The sequence below is a fragment of the Azospirillum thermophilum genome, from assembly GCF_003130795.1.
Taxonomy (GTDB): Bacteria; Pseudomonadota; Alphaproteobacteria; order Azospirillales; family Azospirillaceae; genus Azospirillum; species Azospirillum thermophilum.
Map to the genome: position 1 here is coordinate 50,977 of NZ_CP029352.1, position 17,686 is coordinate 68,662.

12 protein-coding genes are annotated in these 17,686 nt (G+C 72.3%); 6 read left to right on the forward strand and 6 right to left on the reverse strand.

The features are described from left to right. Positions 1–4: 4 nt before the first annotated feature. From DEW08_RS00265 to DEW08_RS33040, 5 genes are all read right to left on the reverse strand, one after another. Positions 5–3,520, reverse strand: a complete 3,516-nt coding sequence (locus DEW08_RS00265; RefSeq protein ID WP_109323552.1) for a tetratricopeptide repeat protein — start codon at positions 3,518–3,520, stop codon at positions 5–7. Positions 3,521–3,524: 4 nt separating this feature from the next. Then, positions 3,525–4,226, reverse strand: coding sequence for an OmpA/MotB family protein (locus tag DEW08_RS00270; RefSeq protein WP_109323554.1), 702 nt, complete (start codon positions 4,224–4,226; stop codon positions 3,525–3,527). After that, entirely contained in the window at positions 4,226–4,987 is a 762-nt protein-coding gene (locus tag DEW08_RS00275; RefSeq protein ID WP_245986026.1) for a hypothetical protein, read from the reverse strand. Before DEW08_RS00275 ends, DEW08_RS00270 begins: the two co-directional genes overlap by 1 nt. A gap of 4 nt (positions 4,988–4,991) precedes the next feature. Then, a complete protein-coding gene (locus DEW08_RS00280; protein WP_109323556.1) occupies positions 4,992–5,705 on the reverse strand; it encodes a protein phosphatase CheZ in 714 nt (237 codons plus the stop codon). Positions 5,706–6,029: 324 nt separating this feature from the next. Further along, positions 6,030–6,161, reverse strand: a complete 132-nt coding sequence (locus DEW08_RS33040) for a hypothetical protein (RefSeq protein WP_281262029.1) — start codon at positions 6,159–6,161, stop codon at positions 6,030–6,032. A gap of 316 nt (positions 6,162–6,477) precedes the next feature. On the opposite strand from DEW08_RS33040, the gene DEW08_RS00285 reads away from it, so the two are divergent. The 6 genes from DEW08_RS00285 (at position 6,478) to treY (ending at position 17,162) form a co-directional block, all read left to right on the forward strand. Then, on the forward strand, positions 6,478–7,698 hold the full coding sequence (locus tag DEW08_RS00285) for a patatin-like phospholipase family protein (RefSeq protein ID WP_281262030.1): 1,221 nt from the start codon (positions 6,478–6,480) through the stop codon (positions 7,696–7,698). 199 nt (positions 7,699–7,897) lie between these two features. Then, complete coding sequence (locus tag DEW08_RS00290; RefSeq protein WP_109323557.1) at positions 7,898–8,149, forward strand: hypothetical protein; 252 nt, start codon at positions 7,898–7,900, stop codon at positions 8,147–8,149. Between the two features lie 241 nt (positions 8,150–8,390). After that, positions 8,391–8,699, forward strand: a complete 309-nt coding sequence (locus DEW08_RS00295; protein WP_109323558.1) for a hypothetical protein — start codon at positions 8,391–8,393, stop codon at positions 8,697–8,699. Between the two features lie 116 nt (positions 8,700–8,815). Next, entirely contained in the window at positions 8,816–10,843 is a 2,028-nt protein-coding gene (locus DEW08_RS31795; RefSeq protein WP_245986027.1) for a putative maltokinase, read from the forward strand. Continuing rightward, complete coding sequence (gene treZ / locus DEW08_RS31800) at positions 10,813–14,391, forward strand: malto-oligosyltrehalose trehalohydrolase (RefSeq protein WP_245986029.1); 3,579 nt, start codon at positions 10,813–10,815, stop codon at positions 14,389–14,391. The genes DEW08_RS31795 and treZ overlap by 31 nt, the downstream gene beginning before the upstream one ends. 41 nt (positions 14,392–14,432) lie before the next feature. Next, positions 14,433–17,162, forward strand: a complete 2,730-nt coding sequence (treY, locus tag DEW08_RS00305) for a malto-oligosyltrehalose synthase (protein ID WP_245986030.1) — start codon at positions 14,433–14,435, stop codon at positions 17,160–17,162. A 111-nt stretch (positions 17,163–17,273) separates the two neighbouring features. On the opposite strand, the gene DEW08_RS00310 is transcribed toward treY, so the two are convergent. Further along, a complete protein-coding gene (locus DEW08_RS00310; RefSeq protein WP_109323559.1) occupies positions 17,274–17,624 on the reverse strand; it encodes a hypothetical protein in 351 nt (116 codons plus the stop codon). Between the last annotated feature and the right edge of the window lie 62 nt (positions 17,625–17,686).

Genomic DNA, 17,686 nt, shown 5'->3' on the forward strand with positions numbered 1-17,686 from the left:
CGGCTCAGCTCGTCGGCTTGTTCGGGGTCTGCCTGCCCCGATAGTTCTTCAGGAAGCTCTTGAACATATCCACTTCCGCGACGCGGGAGCGGATGGTGCCGACGTCGATCAGGCCCATCGCCTGTTCGGGGCGGGTCAGCACGCGGAAGGCGTCCTCGTTCGGGCCGCCCCTCATCGCACCCTCGAACTCCTTGCGGAGCTGGTTGAGCCCGGTGCCGTCGCCGGCCAGCGCCAGGGCGACCGCGCGGTTGAGCACGAGCTGCGACTTGCCGGCATCCATCGGCTGGCCGGGGGCCGGCGGCGGGCCGATCACCTTGGCGAGCGCGATGGCCGCGGAGTCCCACTTCTGGCCCTTCCAGGCGATGTCGATGCGCAGCAGGTTGGCGTTGGTGCTGTCGTCCTGGGCGAGGAGCTGCATCGCCTCATCGCCGCGGTTCAGTTCCGACAGGGCCTTGGCCTGCATCAGCCGGCGCTCGGCCAGCAGATCCTCGGGCATGCCCGGCACGTTCGACAGCTCCAGCGCCTGCAGCGCCTGCTCCGGCTTGTTGTCGAGCAGCCGGATGGAGGCGAGGCGGGTGCCGAAGCGCGCCTTGTCCATGCCCGACAGCCGGTATTCCACCTGGTGCTGGATAAGGTCGGCGGCCCGGTTCAGCAGATCCACCGCGATCAGCCGCTCGGCAAGCTGGCGGATCACCTCGTCGCCGGCCTCGCCGACCGGGGTCAGCTCGCGGAACTGGTCGTAGAGCTGCAGCGCCTCCAGCGTCGGCAGCTTGGATGCACCGTCCTTGAACAGATCGGCGAAGATGCGCGACATGTCCCGGGTGATCGCCTCGGCCCGCGGCGTGTCGGCGAGCAGCGCCGCCGTCTCCTTCATGCTGTTGAAGCCTTCGGCATATTTGCCCCCGGCGATCAGCACCTCGCCCATGCGCTGGCGGATCTGCACCTCCAGATCGTCGCCGCGCCAGGTGAAGGTCAGGCCGGCGAGCTGCTCGGCCGCGGCGGACGGCGACATCCGGCCCTCGCCCACCTCCAGGTTGACCAGCGCCAGCCCGGCCTTGGCGCGGTAGAACCGGTCGAAGCTGTTGTAGGCGGCGGTCAACTGCTCGCGCGCCCGCTCCGTCTCGCCGGTCTGGGCGAAGTAGAGCCCGCGGAGATACTGCACCTCCGGCCGTTCCTCGGATTCGGGGTCGCCGCGCTCGACGATGCGGTCGAGCAGGCGCTTGGCCGTGGCGGGGTCGCGGGTTTCCAGCGCCGCCTCGGCCGCGCGCAGGGCGAGCTTGCTGAGGATCGGTTCGGGATAGGAGTTGAGGATCGCGCTGCCCGCCTTGAAGCCGGCCTGCGCCGCCGGCCAGTCGCGCATATCGGCCGACACCGCCGCGCGCCACAGCGCCGCCTCCGGATTGTTCGCCAGATCCGGAGAGTTCAGGTCGGCCAGGGCGCCGGCCGTGTCGCCGGCCAGCACCCGCGCCGCGCCGCGCAACGCCCGGAACTCCGGCCAGCCCTCCAGGTCCGGCTGGTTCTGCTGCAGCACGTCGAGCATGCCCAGCGTCTCCTGCCCGAATCCGTGGGCGAAGTAGAAGCGCGCGAGGTCGAGCTGCGCCTTCGGCCGCTCGGACTCCGGGGCGTTGACGATGGCGAGCTGCAGGTTCTGGCGCGCCTCGGTGTAATGGTCGAGGTCGCCGTGCTTCCAGGCCGGCAGGTTGAACAGCCGGCGCCCCTGCGGCTGAGGGGCCGCGGCCTTCGGCGGCTCCAGGCTGCGCGAGGCGCCGCCCTGCGGCGGAGCGGCGGCGGTGGCGACCGCCTGCGGCGGGGTGGCGGGAAGCGGGGCGGCGGGCGGAGAGATGGCCGGGTTGCCGGCGTCGGCCATCGGCGACATGTGCAGGCCGCCGGCCGCCGTCAGCTCCACCCCCTCCTTCACCGGCCGCACCGTGATGTTGTCGGAGATCGGGCGTATCGCCACGCCCTGGAAGGAGCTCAGCACCTCGAGGTCCGGGTAGCGCCGCGCCTCCACCACCGCCGATCCCGGCGCCGGCAGCGGCACCACCTGGATACGGTCGCCGACCTCCGGATCGGACAGTTGCACGACCGACGCCGCGTCGGGCGCACGCACCAGCAGGCGGGCGCCCAGCAGGAAGTCCGGTTCGGCGTCGATCCGCAGGTCGCCCAGCCCGACGCTGGCCAGCCGCGTCGACGGCACGATGCGCCAGACCGTCCCCTGACGCTCCACCTTCGGCCAGATCATCGGCCCGATCTTGGTCCGGAAGGCGGTGCCGCCGGTCGCCGGAACCGGCTCGACCGATCCCATCAGCTCCGCACCGGCGCCGACGATCCTGCCGGCGCCGATCGGCAGCGGCCGGTCGAACACGATGTAGAGATGGCCCGCCCGCGGATAGACGGCGATGGAGGCCGGCCCGCCGGTGTCGAAGACCAGGGTCGGCCCCTTCGGCGCCTCGGCCTGCGGCTTGGCTTCGGTCTGGCTGGCGGCAGGCGCCGGCTCGGCGGCCTGGGCGGCGTTGGCCCCCTGGCTGGAGGAGCCGGACAGGGTGGAGGCGATACCCGTCGGCGCCTTCGGCACGGACTCGCGCGGCGGAGCGGCCGGAGACTGTGCAGCGGGTGGCGGGGCGGCGGGTGGCGGGGCCGCCGGTTCCGGCCGCACGCCGGTCGTGGTGGCACCGGCCGGGGACGCAGGCTGGGCGGACGGTTCCGTCGCCGGGGCGGCCTTGTCGGCAGCCTTGCGCGTACCGGCGTTCAGCACGTCCAGCACCACCGTCCTGCCGGAGCGGCTGTCCTTGACCTCCGAATCCTGAGGGACCGCGAAGGTGACGGCCAGCCCGCCGTTGGGCAGGCGGAACTGCTCGATGTTGCGGACGTTGCGCAGCGCCGCCTTGGCGGCGCGCGACAGATCCGCGGTTCCCCCCTTGGCGAATTCCACCGTGACGGAGGCGCCGTCGCGCTTGACCGAGTAATCCACCGGGGCCGGCCAGTCGAAGGCGACGCGGCTCTGGTTGGGATCGTCGCTCGCCCGCACCGCCACCCGCCCGGCCGAGGGGACCGGCTTCGCCGCCTCCGCCGCGGGCTGGACCGGAGACTGCGCGGGGGGTTGAGCCTGTGCCGGCGCCTGCGCCGCCGCGGACGACGCCCCGGAGGCGGGCGCCAGATCCACGGCGACCGAGTTGCCGTTGCGGAAGCTCTTGACGGTGACCGGCCGCTTCAGGTCGAACTCGACCGTCCTGCCGTCACCGGCGATGCGGCCGGCGGCCAGATAGTCCGGCAGCGCCGCCACCGCCCGCTCCACCGGCGCGTCCACCGGCCGGTCGAAGCTCAGCACCAGCTTGCCGCCCTCGGCCCTGGCGGAGAACTCCACCCGCTCCGGCCAGTCGAAGACCATGCGGCCGAAATCCTTGTGGGCGGCGGCACGGAGGGGAACGGCGGCCAGCGTCACCTGCGGCAGGACGAGCAGGGCCGCCGCGGCCGCGAAGCCGCCGAGCCAGTGCCGATATGCCGCCCCACGCCGTGCCATCGCGTCAGTCCGCTCCGTCCTCGCGCACCACCACATCGACCCGCACCCGGCCGGGCGCCGCGGCCGGGGCCATCACGCTGCGGGCGACCAGATCACGGCGGTATCCCGTCTCGCGCAGCGCCGCCGCCACCGCCACCGCGCGGGTCAGCGCGCGTTCCCAGGCGAAGCCGCCGCTCTGGTCCTCGCGCTCGGCATGGCCCACCACCTCGATCCGGTTGCCCAGCCGGGCGACCACCGCGCCCAGCAGGTACAACAGGCGGCGCCCCTCGTCGGTAAAGGCGCCGCCGCTCGCATCGAACATCCGCTCGCCCGGCAGGCCGATCACCACCCGGTCGTCCTCGCGCCGCACCTCCAGCACCGCCAGTTCGGCATTCGCCGCGGTCTGGGCGCGCAGCAGGGCGCCGAGATAGTTCAGGTCCATCGCCGCCTTCGGCTCCACCGCCTGCGCGTTGAAGGCGGCATGCGGCTCGGCGGGCAGGCCGGTCGGCGTCTGGGCGGTCGAGCGGGCGGCCGGCACCCGCTCCGCCAGCCCCTGGACCAGACCGACCCAGCGCTGGGTCTCGGGCTCGCCCATGGAATACATCAGCACGAAGAAGGCGAGCAGCAGGGAGATCAGGTCGGTGAAACTGATCAGCCACATGGTCCGGCGGGCGCCGGCATGGCGGTCGGTCGGCTTCGGGACGCGGATCAGCGGGCTCTGCAGCATCAGCCCCCCTTCCGCCGGGCGGTCGCCGCGGTACGCGGCTCGTCGGCGAGGCGCAGGCTGAACAGCAGGCGGGTGGAGCCGGGCTCGCCGCGCTCGATCCCCACGGTCACCGCCCCGGGCGGGGCGCCGTCCTCGACCAGGGCGCGGGCAAGGGCGCCGGCACGCGCCACCGGTCCGGGCGGCTGGCTCGGCTGGCCGGTCGGGCCGATCGCCAGCAGGGCGTCCAGCTCGATCCGCTCGCCCTGGCGGGACTCGCGGAGCGCCAGCACCACGCGGTCGATCAGCCCCTGACGGTCGGGTCGCAGGGTCGCGGTGCCCGGAACGAACAGGTCGTCGGCCGGCAGCCGCACTTCCAGCAGGCGGCCGGGCGACACCACCTCGACCTTGGCGACGGCGACGGCGGTGGCGAACAGGGTGCCGACGCCGTCCAGCCGTTCCACCGCGAAGACGGTGCCGGCGCGCGAGGCCACCGGATCGCTGCCGTGGCGCAGCCGCGGATCGACGGTGAAGGAGGGGAAGCTGCGCTCCAGCGAGGCGGCGACCGCCTTCACCTTCTGCACGGTCTGCACGGAATGGGCGTTGAGGACGATGAAGAAGACCAGAAGCAGCAGGAACAGCGACAGCAGGAGCACGATGCTGCCGTTGTTCGGGTTGCCGGCGGCAACCGCCCCCCGGCCGGACGCGCCGCCCGGCAAGCCACCGCCCGGTTTGGCGCCGGGAAGGCCGGCGCGGCCGGAAAGGGGGGAGCCGGCGGCGGCCATGGCGTCAGTCGAAGCTCGCCAGCAGGCGGTCGATCTCGTCCTGGTCCATCGCGTTGCCCGGAAGCTGCGGCCCGTGGAGGAGCTGCTGGTCCGCCTCCTCCTCGCTCATCGGGGTGAAGGCCGGGGCCGGGGCCTCCGCCCCCTGCTCCGCCGCCAGCCGCGCGATGCGCGGGGCGTGGTTCTGCCGGACCTCGCTGCCGAAGGCGGCGACGATCATGTCCACCTTGGATTCGATGTATTTCAGCGTGCGCACGACCTTGCTGATGCGCTGGCCGGTAATGTCCTGGAAGTTGCAGGCCTCGTAGATCTTGGTGACCTGGTCGTTCAGCAGGGCGGCGGTCTCGGGGTCGGACTTGCCGGCGGAGGCGCTGATCGCGTCGCAGGCGTCGAAGATCGCGAAGGTCGCCTTCTCCGTGGCGCCGATCACCGCGTCGAGCTCGTCGGTGGCGCTGCGGATATGCTCGTCCTTGATGTCCTCGGGCTGGATCGCGGCCAGCTCGCGCTTGGCGTTCTCGATGTACTTCGCGAGGTCGACCACCTCCTTGTAGAGGCGCAGGTCGGTCGCGGAGATGTCCCCGTCCATGCTGCCGAGGATGGAGCGGACGATCTCCGTCACCTCCTCGCGCGACAGGGGCTGTGCGGCTTCGGCCAGGGCAGCATCCAGGCGCTGTCTCAAGAGCTTCTGCTCCATCACGGAAGACTGGGCGGAAATCGTCATTGGCGTGTCCAGCAGGGCTTTTCCAGTGAAGGGGCAGAACCGGGCGGGACAAGCCGACCAGGCGATACGGCCCCGACGACAGGACGGGGCGTCCGCCAAGACGCACGAAGATGTGCGCCAGGGCCTGTCCATGCCATTTTAACCTAATTTCGCTGGGTTAATAGCCCGTAAACGGGATCCGGCCTCGGCCGGCTTTCACGACACCCCGGGTGCCCCGATCATGGCCCCGGGCTGCCTGGGTTGCGACACACCCGGTGCCTGGGTCGGCCCTGCCGCGCAGGGTCACGGCGGACTATTGCAGGATTGCAACAGTCCGATGCTGCCTCACAGCAAGCCGATGGTCACCGGGCCGCCCAGGACGACGGCGAGCACGATCAGCAGCGTCACCGCCGCGAGCCTCTCCGCCGGCGACCAGCGCTGCCAATCCTTCTTGAAGCTCTTCAGTTCGTTGGTCATGGCACGTCCCCGCCGGTCCTGACACTGAGTATGTGCGAAGCAATAAACGCCTTACCAGTTGATGTGTGGTTAACGTACCGCACCGCAAAACTCTTCCCGACGGAGTGACACCAAAATGCCACATGACCTGCGCGATCGATCGGGGTAGAGGACCATGTCGGGCCGGGACGGCCGCGGCGCAAGCCGCCGGCGGGGGACCGGCGCCGGTGCGGGCGGCGTGCCCCGAATGGCACCTTCCGCCAAGCCCAGGCTACTCTTAGATAGAGAACGGGCGGATAGAGGACGGGCCCATTCGCGGAGACCGGAGGAAGCACGGGTGAGCGGCTTGAAGATCGGGCTTGCGCTCGGCAGCGGGGCGGCCCGCGGCTGGGCCCATATCGGCGTGCTGCGGGCGCTGGAGGAAATGGGCATCAAGCCGGAGATCATCTGCGGCACGTCCATCGGCGCCGCGGTCGGCGCCGCCTACCTGACGGACCAGCTCGACGAGCTGCAGGGCTGGGCGCAGAGCATGGGGCTGCTCGGGCTGCTCGGCATCATCGACCTGACCTTCCGCAAGGGCGGCCTCGTCTCCACCGAACGCGCCTTCGAGCGGTTCCGCAACGACCGCAGCAGCGTGCGGATCGAGGATCTGCCGCGCCCCTTCGCCACGGTGGCGACCGACCTGTCCACCGGCCGCGAGATCTGGCTGCGCGAGGGGCCGCTGCTGGAGGCCGTCCAGGCCTCCGCCGCCATGCCCGGCCTGTTCCCGGCGGTGCGGCTCGACGGGCGCTGGCTGGTCGACGGGGCGATGGTCAACCCGGTGCCGGTCTCGCTCTGCCGGGCGCTCGGCGCCGACGTGGTGGTGGCGGTCAACCTGAACAGCGAACTGGCGCCGCTCGCCCGGCCCGGCAAGGCGAGCCGCGCCGAGATGGCCGCGAAGGAGGCGGCCGCCAAGGCCGCGGCAGCGAAGGAGGCGGAGAAGGAGGCCGCCCTGGACGAGGTGGCGGTGCCGGCCGCCGCCGCGGGCGATGCCACCTCCCCCGCCCTGTCGCAGCTCACCGGGCAGATTTCCTCCTGGCTCGGCCGCCGGCCCAGCCGCCGCACCCGCTTCCTCGCCGACCAGCTCGACCATGCCTGCGAGCCGGTGCCCAACGTGCTGGAGGTGATGGCGGGCTCGATCGACATCATGCAGGACCGCATCACCCGCTCCCGCCTCGCCGGCGAACCGCCGGACGTGCTGATCGCCCCCGGCTCGGCCATGTCGGCATCCTGGAGTTCGACCGGGCGGAGGAGGTGGTGGAGATCGGCTATGCCGCCGCCTCGATGCTGCGCCCGGCGATCGACCTGGCGTTGCGCCGGCTGTAGGGCCGGTCGAAAAGCCGGGCGGGCCGGGAAACCAACGGGACCTCGGCCGGTTGTAGGAGGCAGCGCCGATCACGGCCGACCGACAACCGGAAGGGGACCCGCCCATGACCAAGCAGCCGCACACCGAAGAGACGGTCAAGCACACCGACGACCAGCAGAACACCGGCAACCACAAGAAGCCGGACGCGCCTGACGCCAAGGGCGCCGACCGCTTCGGCGGCACCCGCGCCGGGGCCGGGAACGTGGAAGGCGGCTCCGGCGGCTCCCGCAAGGGCTGACGCCCTCCGGCCGGGCGGGGGCTTGCCTGCGGCGGGGCTGCCATGCGACACCGGAGCATCGGATCCGAACGCCACCGCCCGCGACGCGGAGGCAGCCACAAGGAATGACGCGCCGTGGCGCACGCGATGTTCAAACGCTTCCGCATCCATTTCACCCGCCCCCTGCCCGGCCTGCGCCCCGGCCGGCCGGAACGCGACGCGATGGTCGAGCGCGTGAAGCGCTTCGCCGGCGAGAACGGCATGGCGGGCGACCTGCACGCCATCGCCCCCAATGCCGGCTTCGGCATCCTGGAAATCCTCTGCACCGAGAAGCTCGCCCGCCGCCTCTCCGACCTGCCGGAGGTCGAGACGGTGATGGAGGGGTGAGGGGGAGGCCCGCTGGGCCATCCCCCACCGGCACCGCCGCCCTCCCCCGTCAGGCGACTTGACGGCACCCCCGCACGCGGCACCCTTGCCAGACGGGGCGGGCGGTCCCATTTGCGGCCCCTGACCGCGTTTACCATATGTGGACGGACGGATAGCCGGCGGGACAGGTCGCCCGCTGCGCTGTTTTGCAATGGTAACGCGCTTCCGGCCGACAGACGTGCCCAGCCCGAGGACCGCCGCCATGGACGAAACCCTTCTTGCCGAATTGCTGGAGCCGGTGCTCGGCGCCGCGGACCAGGAGGATGAGGATCTGTCGGAGGCGGTGAACCTCTCGGCGGAGGCGCTGGCGGCTCTCGGCGCCGTGGTGCTCGACCCCGACGGCCAGCCCGCCCGGGGGGTGAGCGACGAGCGGGCCATCGTCGCGGCGCTGAACACCCACGCCCACAACCTGATGCAGGCCGGCCGGCTGGACGACGTGGTGGAAGCCCTGCAGGTGGCGGAACGGATCGGCAAGCTCGCCCGGCTGCCCCACCACCCCCGGACCGTGTAGGAGTCCACCGGCCATACCACCTGTCTTTCGGCGATAGTCTTTTTGCCCGTGCGGGAGGAACCGTCACCTGAAGTGTTGAGCGAGGGCCGTACAAGCGCTCAACACGGAGACGTCTCTTGCCGACCGCGCCCAAACCGAACGCTTTCCCCGGCCCGCTGGAAGGGGAGGCGCTGTCCCTCCTCCAGGACACGCTGCTCCCCGATTTCCTGCTGACGCGCCGCTGGTATGCGGCGAAGGATGCGGGACGGCCGGTGGTGCGCGTGGTCGATGCGCTGCCCCTGCCGCTTCCGGGCGGGTCGGCACAGCTCTGCCTCCTGCGGGTGGAGCCGCCGGGGCGCGACCCCCAGCTCTACCAGCTTCCCCTGATCCTCGACCGCGGCGGCAGCGGCGGCGATCCCGCCACGCTGGTCGCCGCGGCCGACGCCCTGCCCTGGGCCGGGGACCTGCGCGACGGCTATGGCGAGGATGCGGTGATCCGCGCCTTCCTGGAGGCGATCCGCAGCGGGGCCGCCCCCTCCGCCGGGCTGAGCGGCCAGCGCACCGGCGCCTGCGAGGCGGTGCTCGACCGCATCGGGCCGGAGGCGCCGCTGCGGCGGTCGAGCGCCGAGCAGTCCAACACCTCCATCCGCGTCGGCGACGCCGCCATCCTGAAGGGCATCCGCAAGCTCGAACCCGGCATGCATCCGGAGCTGGAGATGTCGCGCTTCCTGACCGAGGTCGCGAAGTTCCCCAACACCCCGCCGCTGCTCGGCTGGGTCGAGCGCACCAGCAGCTCGGGCAACACCACGCTGTGCGTGCTGCAGGGGCTCGTCCAGGGGGCGGAGGACGGCTGGAGCCGGGTGACCGGACGGCTGAGCCGGCGGGTCACCCGCTTCGACGATTCCGACGCGGCGCAGGACCAGCAGGCGACCGCCCTGCTCCGCCTGCTCGGGCGACGCACGGCCGAACTGCACCGGGCGCTCGCCACTCCCGGCGACGATCCCGCCTTCACGCCGGAGCCGGCGACCCGCGAGACGGTCTCCGCCTGGGCCGACGGCGTGCGGCGGCTCGCCCGCCGGGTGATGGAGCAGCTCCGCCAGTCGATCCCGCGGCTCGACGGGGCGACCGCCGCCTATGCCCGCTCGCTCGCCGACGCCGAGGGGACGGTGATGGCGCAGATCGACGCGCTGACCCCGGCACGGGCCGCGCTGGCCGCCATGCGGCTGCACGGCGACTACCACCTGGGGCAGGTGCTGGTCGCCGGCGACGACGTGCAGATCGTCGATTTCGAGGGCGAGCCGATGCGCCCGCTGGCCGAACGGCGAGCCAAGCACTGCATCCTGCGCGACGTGGCCGGCATGCTGCGCTCCATCGCCTATGCCGCGGCCACCGCCCGCGCCGCCCTGCCGGACGACCTCGACGAGCCGTCCCGCGCCTCCCGCGAGTCCTGGATCGCCTGGTGGGAGGGGGCGGCGACCAACGCCTTCGTCGACGGCTACCGCGAGGCCATCGGCGACTGTCCCGGCTATCCGCGGGACGGCGAGACGGCGAGCTGCCTGCTCAAGCTGTTCCTGCTGGAGAAGGCCTTCTACGAGATCGGCTACGAGCTGGCCAACCGGCCGGACTGGGTGGCGATCCCGCTGGCCGGCGTGCTGGGCATCCTGGGAGCCGACGCCGGACCGGACGTCGCCGACCATGTCGCCGTGCGGTCCGCCGGGACGCGCAGCCACTCGATGCCCTATGGCGCGCAGGTGCTGCCGGACGGCTCGGTCCGCTTCGCGCTGTGGGCGCCGACGGTCGACCATGTGTCGCTCTGGCTGGAGGAGACGCACGCGCTGCTGCCGATGATGCGGCGCAGCGACGGCTGGTTCGAGTGGACGACCTCCCAGGCCCATGCCGGCACCCGCTACAGCTTCGAGTTGCCCGACGGGCTGCGCGTCCCCGACCCGGCCTCGCGCTACCAGCCGCAGGACGTGCATGGCCCGTCGGAGGTGATCGACCCCACACTCTACCGCTGGGGCGACACCGCCTGGACCGGCCGGCCCTGGCACGAGACCGTGCTTTACGAGCTGCATGTCGGCACCTTCACCCCGAAGGCACCTTCCGCGCGGCCATCGAACGGCTGGACGATCTGGTGGAGCTCGGCGTCACCGCGATCGAGCTGATGCCGGTGGCCGATTTCCCCGGCGAGCGGAACTGGGGCTATGACGGCGTGCTGCCCTTCGCCCCGGACTCCCGCTACGGCCGGCCGGAGGACATGAAGGCCCTGGTCGACGCCGCCCACGAGCGGGGGCTGATGGTCTTCCTCGACGTCGTCTACAACCATTTCGGGCCGGACGGGAACTACCTGCACGCCTACGCCGACGCCTTCTTCACCGACCGGCACAAGACCCCCTGGGGGGCCGCCATCAATGTGGACGGCCCGCGCAACGCGGCGGTGCGCAACTTCTTCATCCACAATTCGCTCTACTGGCTGGAGGAGTTCCATCTGGACGGGCTGCGCTTCGACGCCGTCCACGCCATCCTCGACGACGGACCGAAGCACTTCCTGGAGGAGCTGGCCGAGCGGGTGCACGACCGCTTCCAGGGCCGCCGCCACGTCCATCTCGTGCTGGAGAACGACGCCAACCAGGCGCGCTTCCTCGCCCGCCACGCCGAGGGCGATCCGCACTGGCACACCGCCCAGTGGAACGACGACCTGCACCACGCGCTGCACAGCTTCGCGAGCGGCGAGGCCGGCGGCTACTACAGCGACTATGCCGACGACCCGACGAAGCTCGCCCGCGCGCTGGCCGAGGGCTTCGCCTTCCAGGGCCACCCCTCCGCCTATCGCGACGGCGAGGCGCGCGGCGAGCCGTCCGCCCACCTGCCGCCGACGGCCTTCGTCGGCTTCCTGCAGAACCACGACCAGATCGGCAACCGCGCCTTCGGCGACCGCATCACCGCCATCGCCAAGCCGGAGGCGGTGCGCGCCGCCGCCTGCCTCTATCTGCTCGGCCCGCAGGTCCCCATGCTGTTCATGGGCGAGGAATGGGGCAGCGCCCGGCCCTTCCCCTTCTTCTGCGACTTCGGCGAGGAGCTGGCCGAGGCGGTCCGCCAGGGCCGGCGGGAGGAGTTCGCCAAGTTCCCCGAGTTCCAGGATCCGGAGGCGCGCAAGCGCATCCCCGACCCGACCGCGCCGGACACCTTCCAATCCGCCATCCTCGACTGGGAGAACCGCGACAAGGCCCCGCATGCCCGGTGGCTCGACTGGTACCGCCGGATGCTGGCCCTGCGCCGGAGCGAGATCGTGCCGCGGCTGGCCGGCGCGCCGGGCGGCACCGCCCGCTTCGAGGTGGTGGGGAACGGCGGGATCCGCATCTGCTGGCGGCTCGGCGACGGCAGCCGGCTGCATCTGATCGCCAACCTGTCGGATACGCCGGTCCCCGGCCTGACCGAACCGTCGGGCCGCATCCTGTGGACCGAGGGCGGCGGGGTGCGCGACGGCGTGCTCGACCGCTGGTCGGTGGTCTGGTCGCTGGAGGACACCTCGGCGCTCGACCGGCTCGGCGAGCGGATGGGCATCGAGACGGAGTTCCGCAACGCCGCCGGCGAGACCGTCCGGGCCAGCGAGGAGACGATCCGCGCGCTGCTGTCCGCCATGGGGGTGGACGCCCCGGACGAGCAGGCGGCCGGCCGCCATCTGGAGGCGATGGAGCGGGCGGAGCTGTCCCGCGTCCTGCCGCCGGTCGTGGTCCAGCGCGTCGACCAGTCGCCCTTCGCCGTCCCGGTGACGCTGCCCCAGGGCGCCGGCGCGCTGCGCTGGACCCTGACGCAGGAGGACGGCACGGTGCGGCAGGGCGACGTGCCGTTCGCCGACCTGCCGCTGATCCGCACCGCCGCCCTCGACGGCCACCCGGTGGAACTGCGCCGTCTGCCGCTGGGCGAGGCGCCGCCCGCCGGCTATCACCGGCTGTCGGTCGAAGCCGGCGGACGGCAGGCCGCGACGACGCTGGTCGCCACGCCCGAGCGCTGCCACCTGCCGGCGCCGATCGCGCTCGGCGAGCGGCTGTGGGGCCTGTCGGTCCAGCTCTACACCCTGCGCAGCGCCGGCGACTGGGGGATCGGCGACTTCGGCGACCTGATGCGGCTGACCGACATCGCGGCGGCGCGCGGGGCGGCGGTGATCGGGCTGAACCCGATGCATGCGCTGTTCCTCGACAACCCGGCGCATGTCAGCCCCTATTCGCCGGCGAGCCGCCTGTTCCTCAACCCGCTCTACATCGACGTCACCGCCCTGCCGGAGCTGATGGCGTGCGAGCCCGCCCGCGCCCGCATCGCGTCGGAGGCGTTCACCCGCGCGCTGGAGGACGCCCGCCGGTCGGAGCTGGTCGACTACGCCGCGGTGGCGTCGCTGAAGCTGCCGGTGCTGGAGATGCTGTTCGACGCCTTCGAGGCCGGCGCCTCCCCCGAACGCCGCGCCGCCTTCGACGCCTTCCGCGCCGAGCTGGGCGAAGGGCTGGAGCGCTTCTGCCGGTTCCAGGCGCTGCGCGAGCATTTCGCCGCGCAAGGCAAGGCAGACTGGCACGGCTGGCCCGAGGGCTGCCGCGACGCCGCCGGGCCGGAGGCCGACCGCTTCGCCGCGGAGAACCGGCGGCGCATCGACTTCTTCGCCTGGCTGCAATGGGTGGCGGACTGCCAGTTCGCCATGGCGGCCCGGCGGACGGAGGACACCGGCATGGCGGTCGGCTATTACCGCGACCTTGCGGTCGGCGCCGACCGGTCGGGGGCGGAGACCTGGAGCAGCCCCCAGGTGGTGGTGGACCGGGCGGAGGTCGGCGCCCCGCCGGACCTGTTCAACCCCGCCGGCCAGGGCTGGGGCCTGCCGCCCTTCCATCCCCACGCGCTGACCGAGGCCGGCTACGGCCCCTTCATCGAGCTGGTGCGGGCCAACATGCGCCATGCCGGGGCGCTGCGCATCGACCATGCCATGGCGCTTCAGCATGTCTATTGGATACCCGAGGGCAAGCCGCCCTCCGATGGGGCGTATGTCTCCTACCCGATGGACGACCTCGTCGGGATCCTGGCCCTGGAGAGCCAGCGCAACCGTTGCCTCGTCGTCGGGGAGGACCTGGGCACCGTGCCCGAGGGCTTCCGCGACCGGATGACGGAGGCGGGCATTCTGAGCTACCGGGTGGTCTTCTTCGAATGGCGCGAGGACGAGAGCCTGAAGGGGCCGGACGAGTACCCCGCGCTGGCGCTCGCCACCGTCGGCAGCCACGACCTCGCCACGCTGCGCGGCTGGTGGGAGGGGCACGACATCGCGCTGAAGGAGGAGAAGGGCCTCTATCCCGGCGAGGAGGAGGCGGACCGCCAGCGCGACCGCCGCGCCAAGGACCGCACCCGCCTGATCCAGGCCCTGCGCGACGCGCGCCTGCCGCTGACCGCCAGCTTCGGCCCCGACAGCCCCTATGACGACAGCCTCGGCCATGCCGTCCATGCCTTCCTGGCGCGGACGGACTCGGCCCTGGCGGTGGTCCAGCTCGACGATCTGACCGGCGAGCGGGAGCAGGTCAACCTGCCGGGGACCGTCGACGAGTACCCGAACTGGCGCCGCAAGCTGTCCATGACGCTGGAGGAGTTCGCCGATTCTCCCGAAGCCGCGGCGGTCGCCGCGATCCTGGGTGCGGCGCGCCCCGCCGCCGTGCCCGACCACCGCCCGCCCGCCCCCTGACCCGTCTGCTGAACTGGCGCACCCCAACACCAGGAGCCCCCATGCCGTCCACCGCCGGCAAGCCGATCCCCCGCGCGACCTACCGCGTGCAGCTCAATGCCGACTTCGGGTTCGACCGCACAGCGGAGATCGCCGACTACATCGCCCGCCTGGGGGTCAGCCACCTCTACGCCTCCCCCTACATGAAGGCGCGGCCGGGCAGCACCCACGGCTATGACATCGTCGACCACAACGCCCTGAACCCCGAACTGGGCGACGAGGGCGCCTACCGCCGGCTGGTGGAGGCGCTGAAGCGCAACGGCCTGGGCCAGATCCTCGACTTCGTGCCGAACCACATGGGGGTCGGCGGAGCGGACAACGGCTGGTGGCTCGATACGCTGGAATGGGGGCCGGACAGCCCCTATGCCGGCTATTTCGACATCGAGTGGGAGTCCGACCGCCGCTACCTGCAGGGCAAGGTGCTGGTGCCGATGCTGGGCGACCAGTATGGCGCGGTGCTGGAGTCCGGCGGGCTGGAGCTGCGCTTCGACGCCGCCGCCGGCTGCTTCGCCGTCTGGGCCTACGGCACGCACAAGCTGCCGGTGCGGCCGGGCGACTATGTGATGGTGCTGGGCACCGACCACCCGGACCTGGAGCGGATCGGCGATGCCTTCGCCAACCTCGCCGTCGCCCAGCCGCACCAGCGCAACCGCGCCGCGGCGCTGAAGGCCGAGCTCGCCGCCCTGGTGGCGGAGCGTCCCGACGTCGCCCAGGCGGTGGAGCGGCGGCTGGAGGCCTTCCGCGGCGAGCCGGGGGACCTGGAGAGCTGGAGCCGGCTCGACGCCCTGATCGCCCGGCAGAACTGGCGGGTCGCCTACTTCAAGGTGGCGGCCGACGACATCAACTACCGCCGCTTCTTCAACATCAACGAGCTGGCCGGCCTGCGCATGGACGAGCCGGAGCTGTTCGACGTCGCCCACCGCTTCGTCCTGCGGCTGGTGGAGGACGGCACGCTCGACGGCATCCGCATCGACCACATCGACGGGCTGTACGATCCCAAGGGCTATTGCTGCCGTCTGACCCAGGCGACCGGCACGCCCTTCTACCTCGTCGTCGAGAAGATCCTGGCGCGGCACGAGCGGCTGCGCGAGGACTGGCCGATCGACGGCACCACCGGCTACGAGTTCGCCAACCTGATGGGCGGCCTGTTCGTCGACGCCAGGGGGGAGGAGGCGTTCTCCCGCCTCTACGCCGGCTTCATCGGCGACCGCACGCCGTTCGAGGAGGTCGTCCGCCTCGCCAAGATCCGCATCATGGAAAGCGAGATGGCGAGCGAGCTTCTGGTCCTGGCGCGCGAGGCGGCGCGCATCGCCCGCTCCAGCCCGCGCACCGCCGACTTCACCGCCAACATCCTGCATCAGGCGCTGAAGGAGGTGATCGCCCGCTTCCCCGTCTACCGCACCTACGTCGACGGCGGGAAGCCGTCCGAGCTCGACCGGCGCGACATCGACTGGGCGGTGGCGCAGGCCCGGCGGGCGGAGCCGGGGCCGGACGGCTCGGTCTTCGACTTCGTGCAGAAACTGCTGACCACCGACCTGGTGGGCGAGCCGCGCAGCGGCTACAGCCGCCAGCGGGTCATCCGCTTCGCCATGCGCTTCCAGCAGTACAGCGGTCCGGTGATGGCCAAGGGGCTGGAGGACACCGCCTTCTACCGCTACAACCGGCTGGTCGCCCTCAACGAGGTGGGCGGCCACCCCGACCATTTCGGCGTCACCGTCTCCGCCTTCCACCGCGCCAACCAGGACCGGCTGAAGGGCTGGCCGCACGCCATGCTGGGCAGCACCACCCACGACACCAAGCGCGGCGAGGACACCCGCGCCCGGCTCTACGCCCTGTCGGAGATGCCGGAGGAGTGGGAGCGCCAGCTCCAGGCCTGGAGCCGCCTGCTGCGCGCCCGCCGCGGCGACGTCGAGGGCACCGCCCCGCCCGACCGCAACGACGAGTATCTGTTCTACCAGCTCCTGCTCGGCGCCTGGCCGGCCGGGTTCACCGGGGCGGACCCGGACCGGCTCGATCCCCAGGCGATGACCGAGTTCGCCGAGCGCATCGTCGGCGCCATGACCAAGTCGATGCGCGAGGCGAAGGTCCGCTCCACCTGGGCCTCCCCCAACGAGGCCTATGAGGGCGCCGTGATCGCCTTCATCCACGACGCGCTGGACGTCACGCGCCGCAACGCCTTCCTGGAGGCCTTCCTGCCCTTCCAGGCGGCGCTGGCGCGCGCCGGCATGGTCAACGGCCTGTCGCAGACGCTGCTGAAGCTGACCTGCCCCGGCGTGCCGGACATCTACCAGGGTTGCGAGCTGTGGAACCTCAGCCTCGTCGACCCGGACAACCGCCGCCCGGTCGACTATGCGCAGTGCAGCCGCCTGCTCGACGAGGTGGAGGGCCTGCTGGAGCAGGGCGAGGGCGCCATCGCGACGCTGCTCGACCGCTGGCAGGACGGGGCGGTGAAGCTGGCGGTGACCCGGCGGATACTGGCCCTGCGGGCGGAGCGGCCGGACCTGTTCGGCCGCGGCGACTACACCCCGCTGGAGGCCACCGGCAGCCGCGCCGAGCACGTCGTCGCCTATGCCCGCTGCCTGGAGGATCAGGCGGTCGTGGTGGCGGTGCCGCGGCTGGTCGCCACGCTGGGTCCCGCGCCGGACTGGGCGGATACCGCCATCCCGTTGCCCCGCGGCGTCCGCTGGCGCAACGCGCTGACGGGCGCGGTGCTGGACGGGGGGACGCCGTGATGGCGGCGGCGCTGTTCGACCGCTTCCCGGTCGCCCTGCTGGTCAGGGAGGGATGAGAAAAGGGGGAAGGCGCCGCCCGCCCGCCCCCCGTTCCCGTGACCGGCCGGCGCCCTACTGGCCGCTGCCGCCGCCGGTCATGCCTTTGGAGGAGCCGGAGCCGCCCGCCGGGCTGTCCCCGCCCGTGGCGCCCGGCCTCATGTCGCCCTGCGGGGAGCCGGTCGGGGAGTTGTCGCCGGAGTTGCCGCTGGAGCCGCTCGTCCCCGTCGCGGTGCCGGTGCCCGAGGTGCCGGGCGTGCCCGGCGCGCAGCCGGCGTCGGCGGTTCCGGGGATGCAGGGAGTGTTGGACAGCGCGCGGCTGGCGCCGCTGCTCTGCGCCGCCGGCTGCTGAGCGCCGGAGGTCGAGGTGCCCGCGGCGAAGGCCGGACCGGCCATCAGGGCGAGCGCCGTCGCGGTACCGATCATCCACCTTGTCATTGCGCAATCCTTCTGCTGTGGCCGCGCCGGCGCCCGGCGGCCGCCAGGCT

Coding starts and splice junctions, on each gene's coding strand:
- DEW08_RS00265 (WP_109323552.1), bottom strand. CDS start 3,520: ATGGCACGGCGTGGGGCGGCATATCGGCACTGGCTCGGCGGCTTCGCG.
- DEW08_RS00270 (WP_109323554.1), bottom strand. CDS start 4,226: ATGCTGCAGAGCCCGCTGATCCGCGTCCCGAAGCCGACCGACCGCCAT.
- DEW08_RS00275 (WP_245986026.1), bottom strand. CDS start 4,987: ATGGCCGCCGCCGGCTCCCCCCTTTCCGGCCGCGCCGGCCTTCCCGGC.
- DEW08_RS00280 (WP_109323556.1), bottom strand. CDS start 5,705: ATGACGATTTCCGCCCAGTCTTCCGTGATGGAGCAGAAGCTCTTGAGA.
- DEW08_RS33040 (WP_281262029.1), bottom strand. CDS start 6,161: ATGACCAACGAACTGAAGAGCTTCAAGAAGGATTGGCAGCGCTGGTCG.
- DEW08_RS00295 (WP_109323558.1), top strand. CDS start 8,391: ATGGACGAAACCCTTCTTGCCGAATTGCTGGAGCCGGTGCTCGGCGCC.
- treY (WP_245986030.1), top strand. CDS start 14,433: ATGCCGTCCACCGCCGGCAAGCCGATCCCCCGCGCGACCTACCGCGTG.
- DEW08_RS00310 (WP_109323559.1), bottom strand. CDS start 17,624: ATGATCGGTACCGCGACGGCGCTCGCCCTGATGGCCGGTCCGGCCTTC.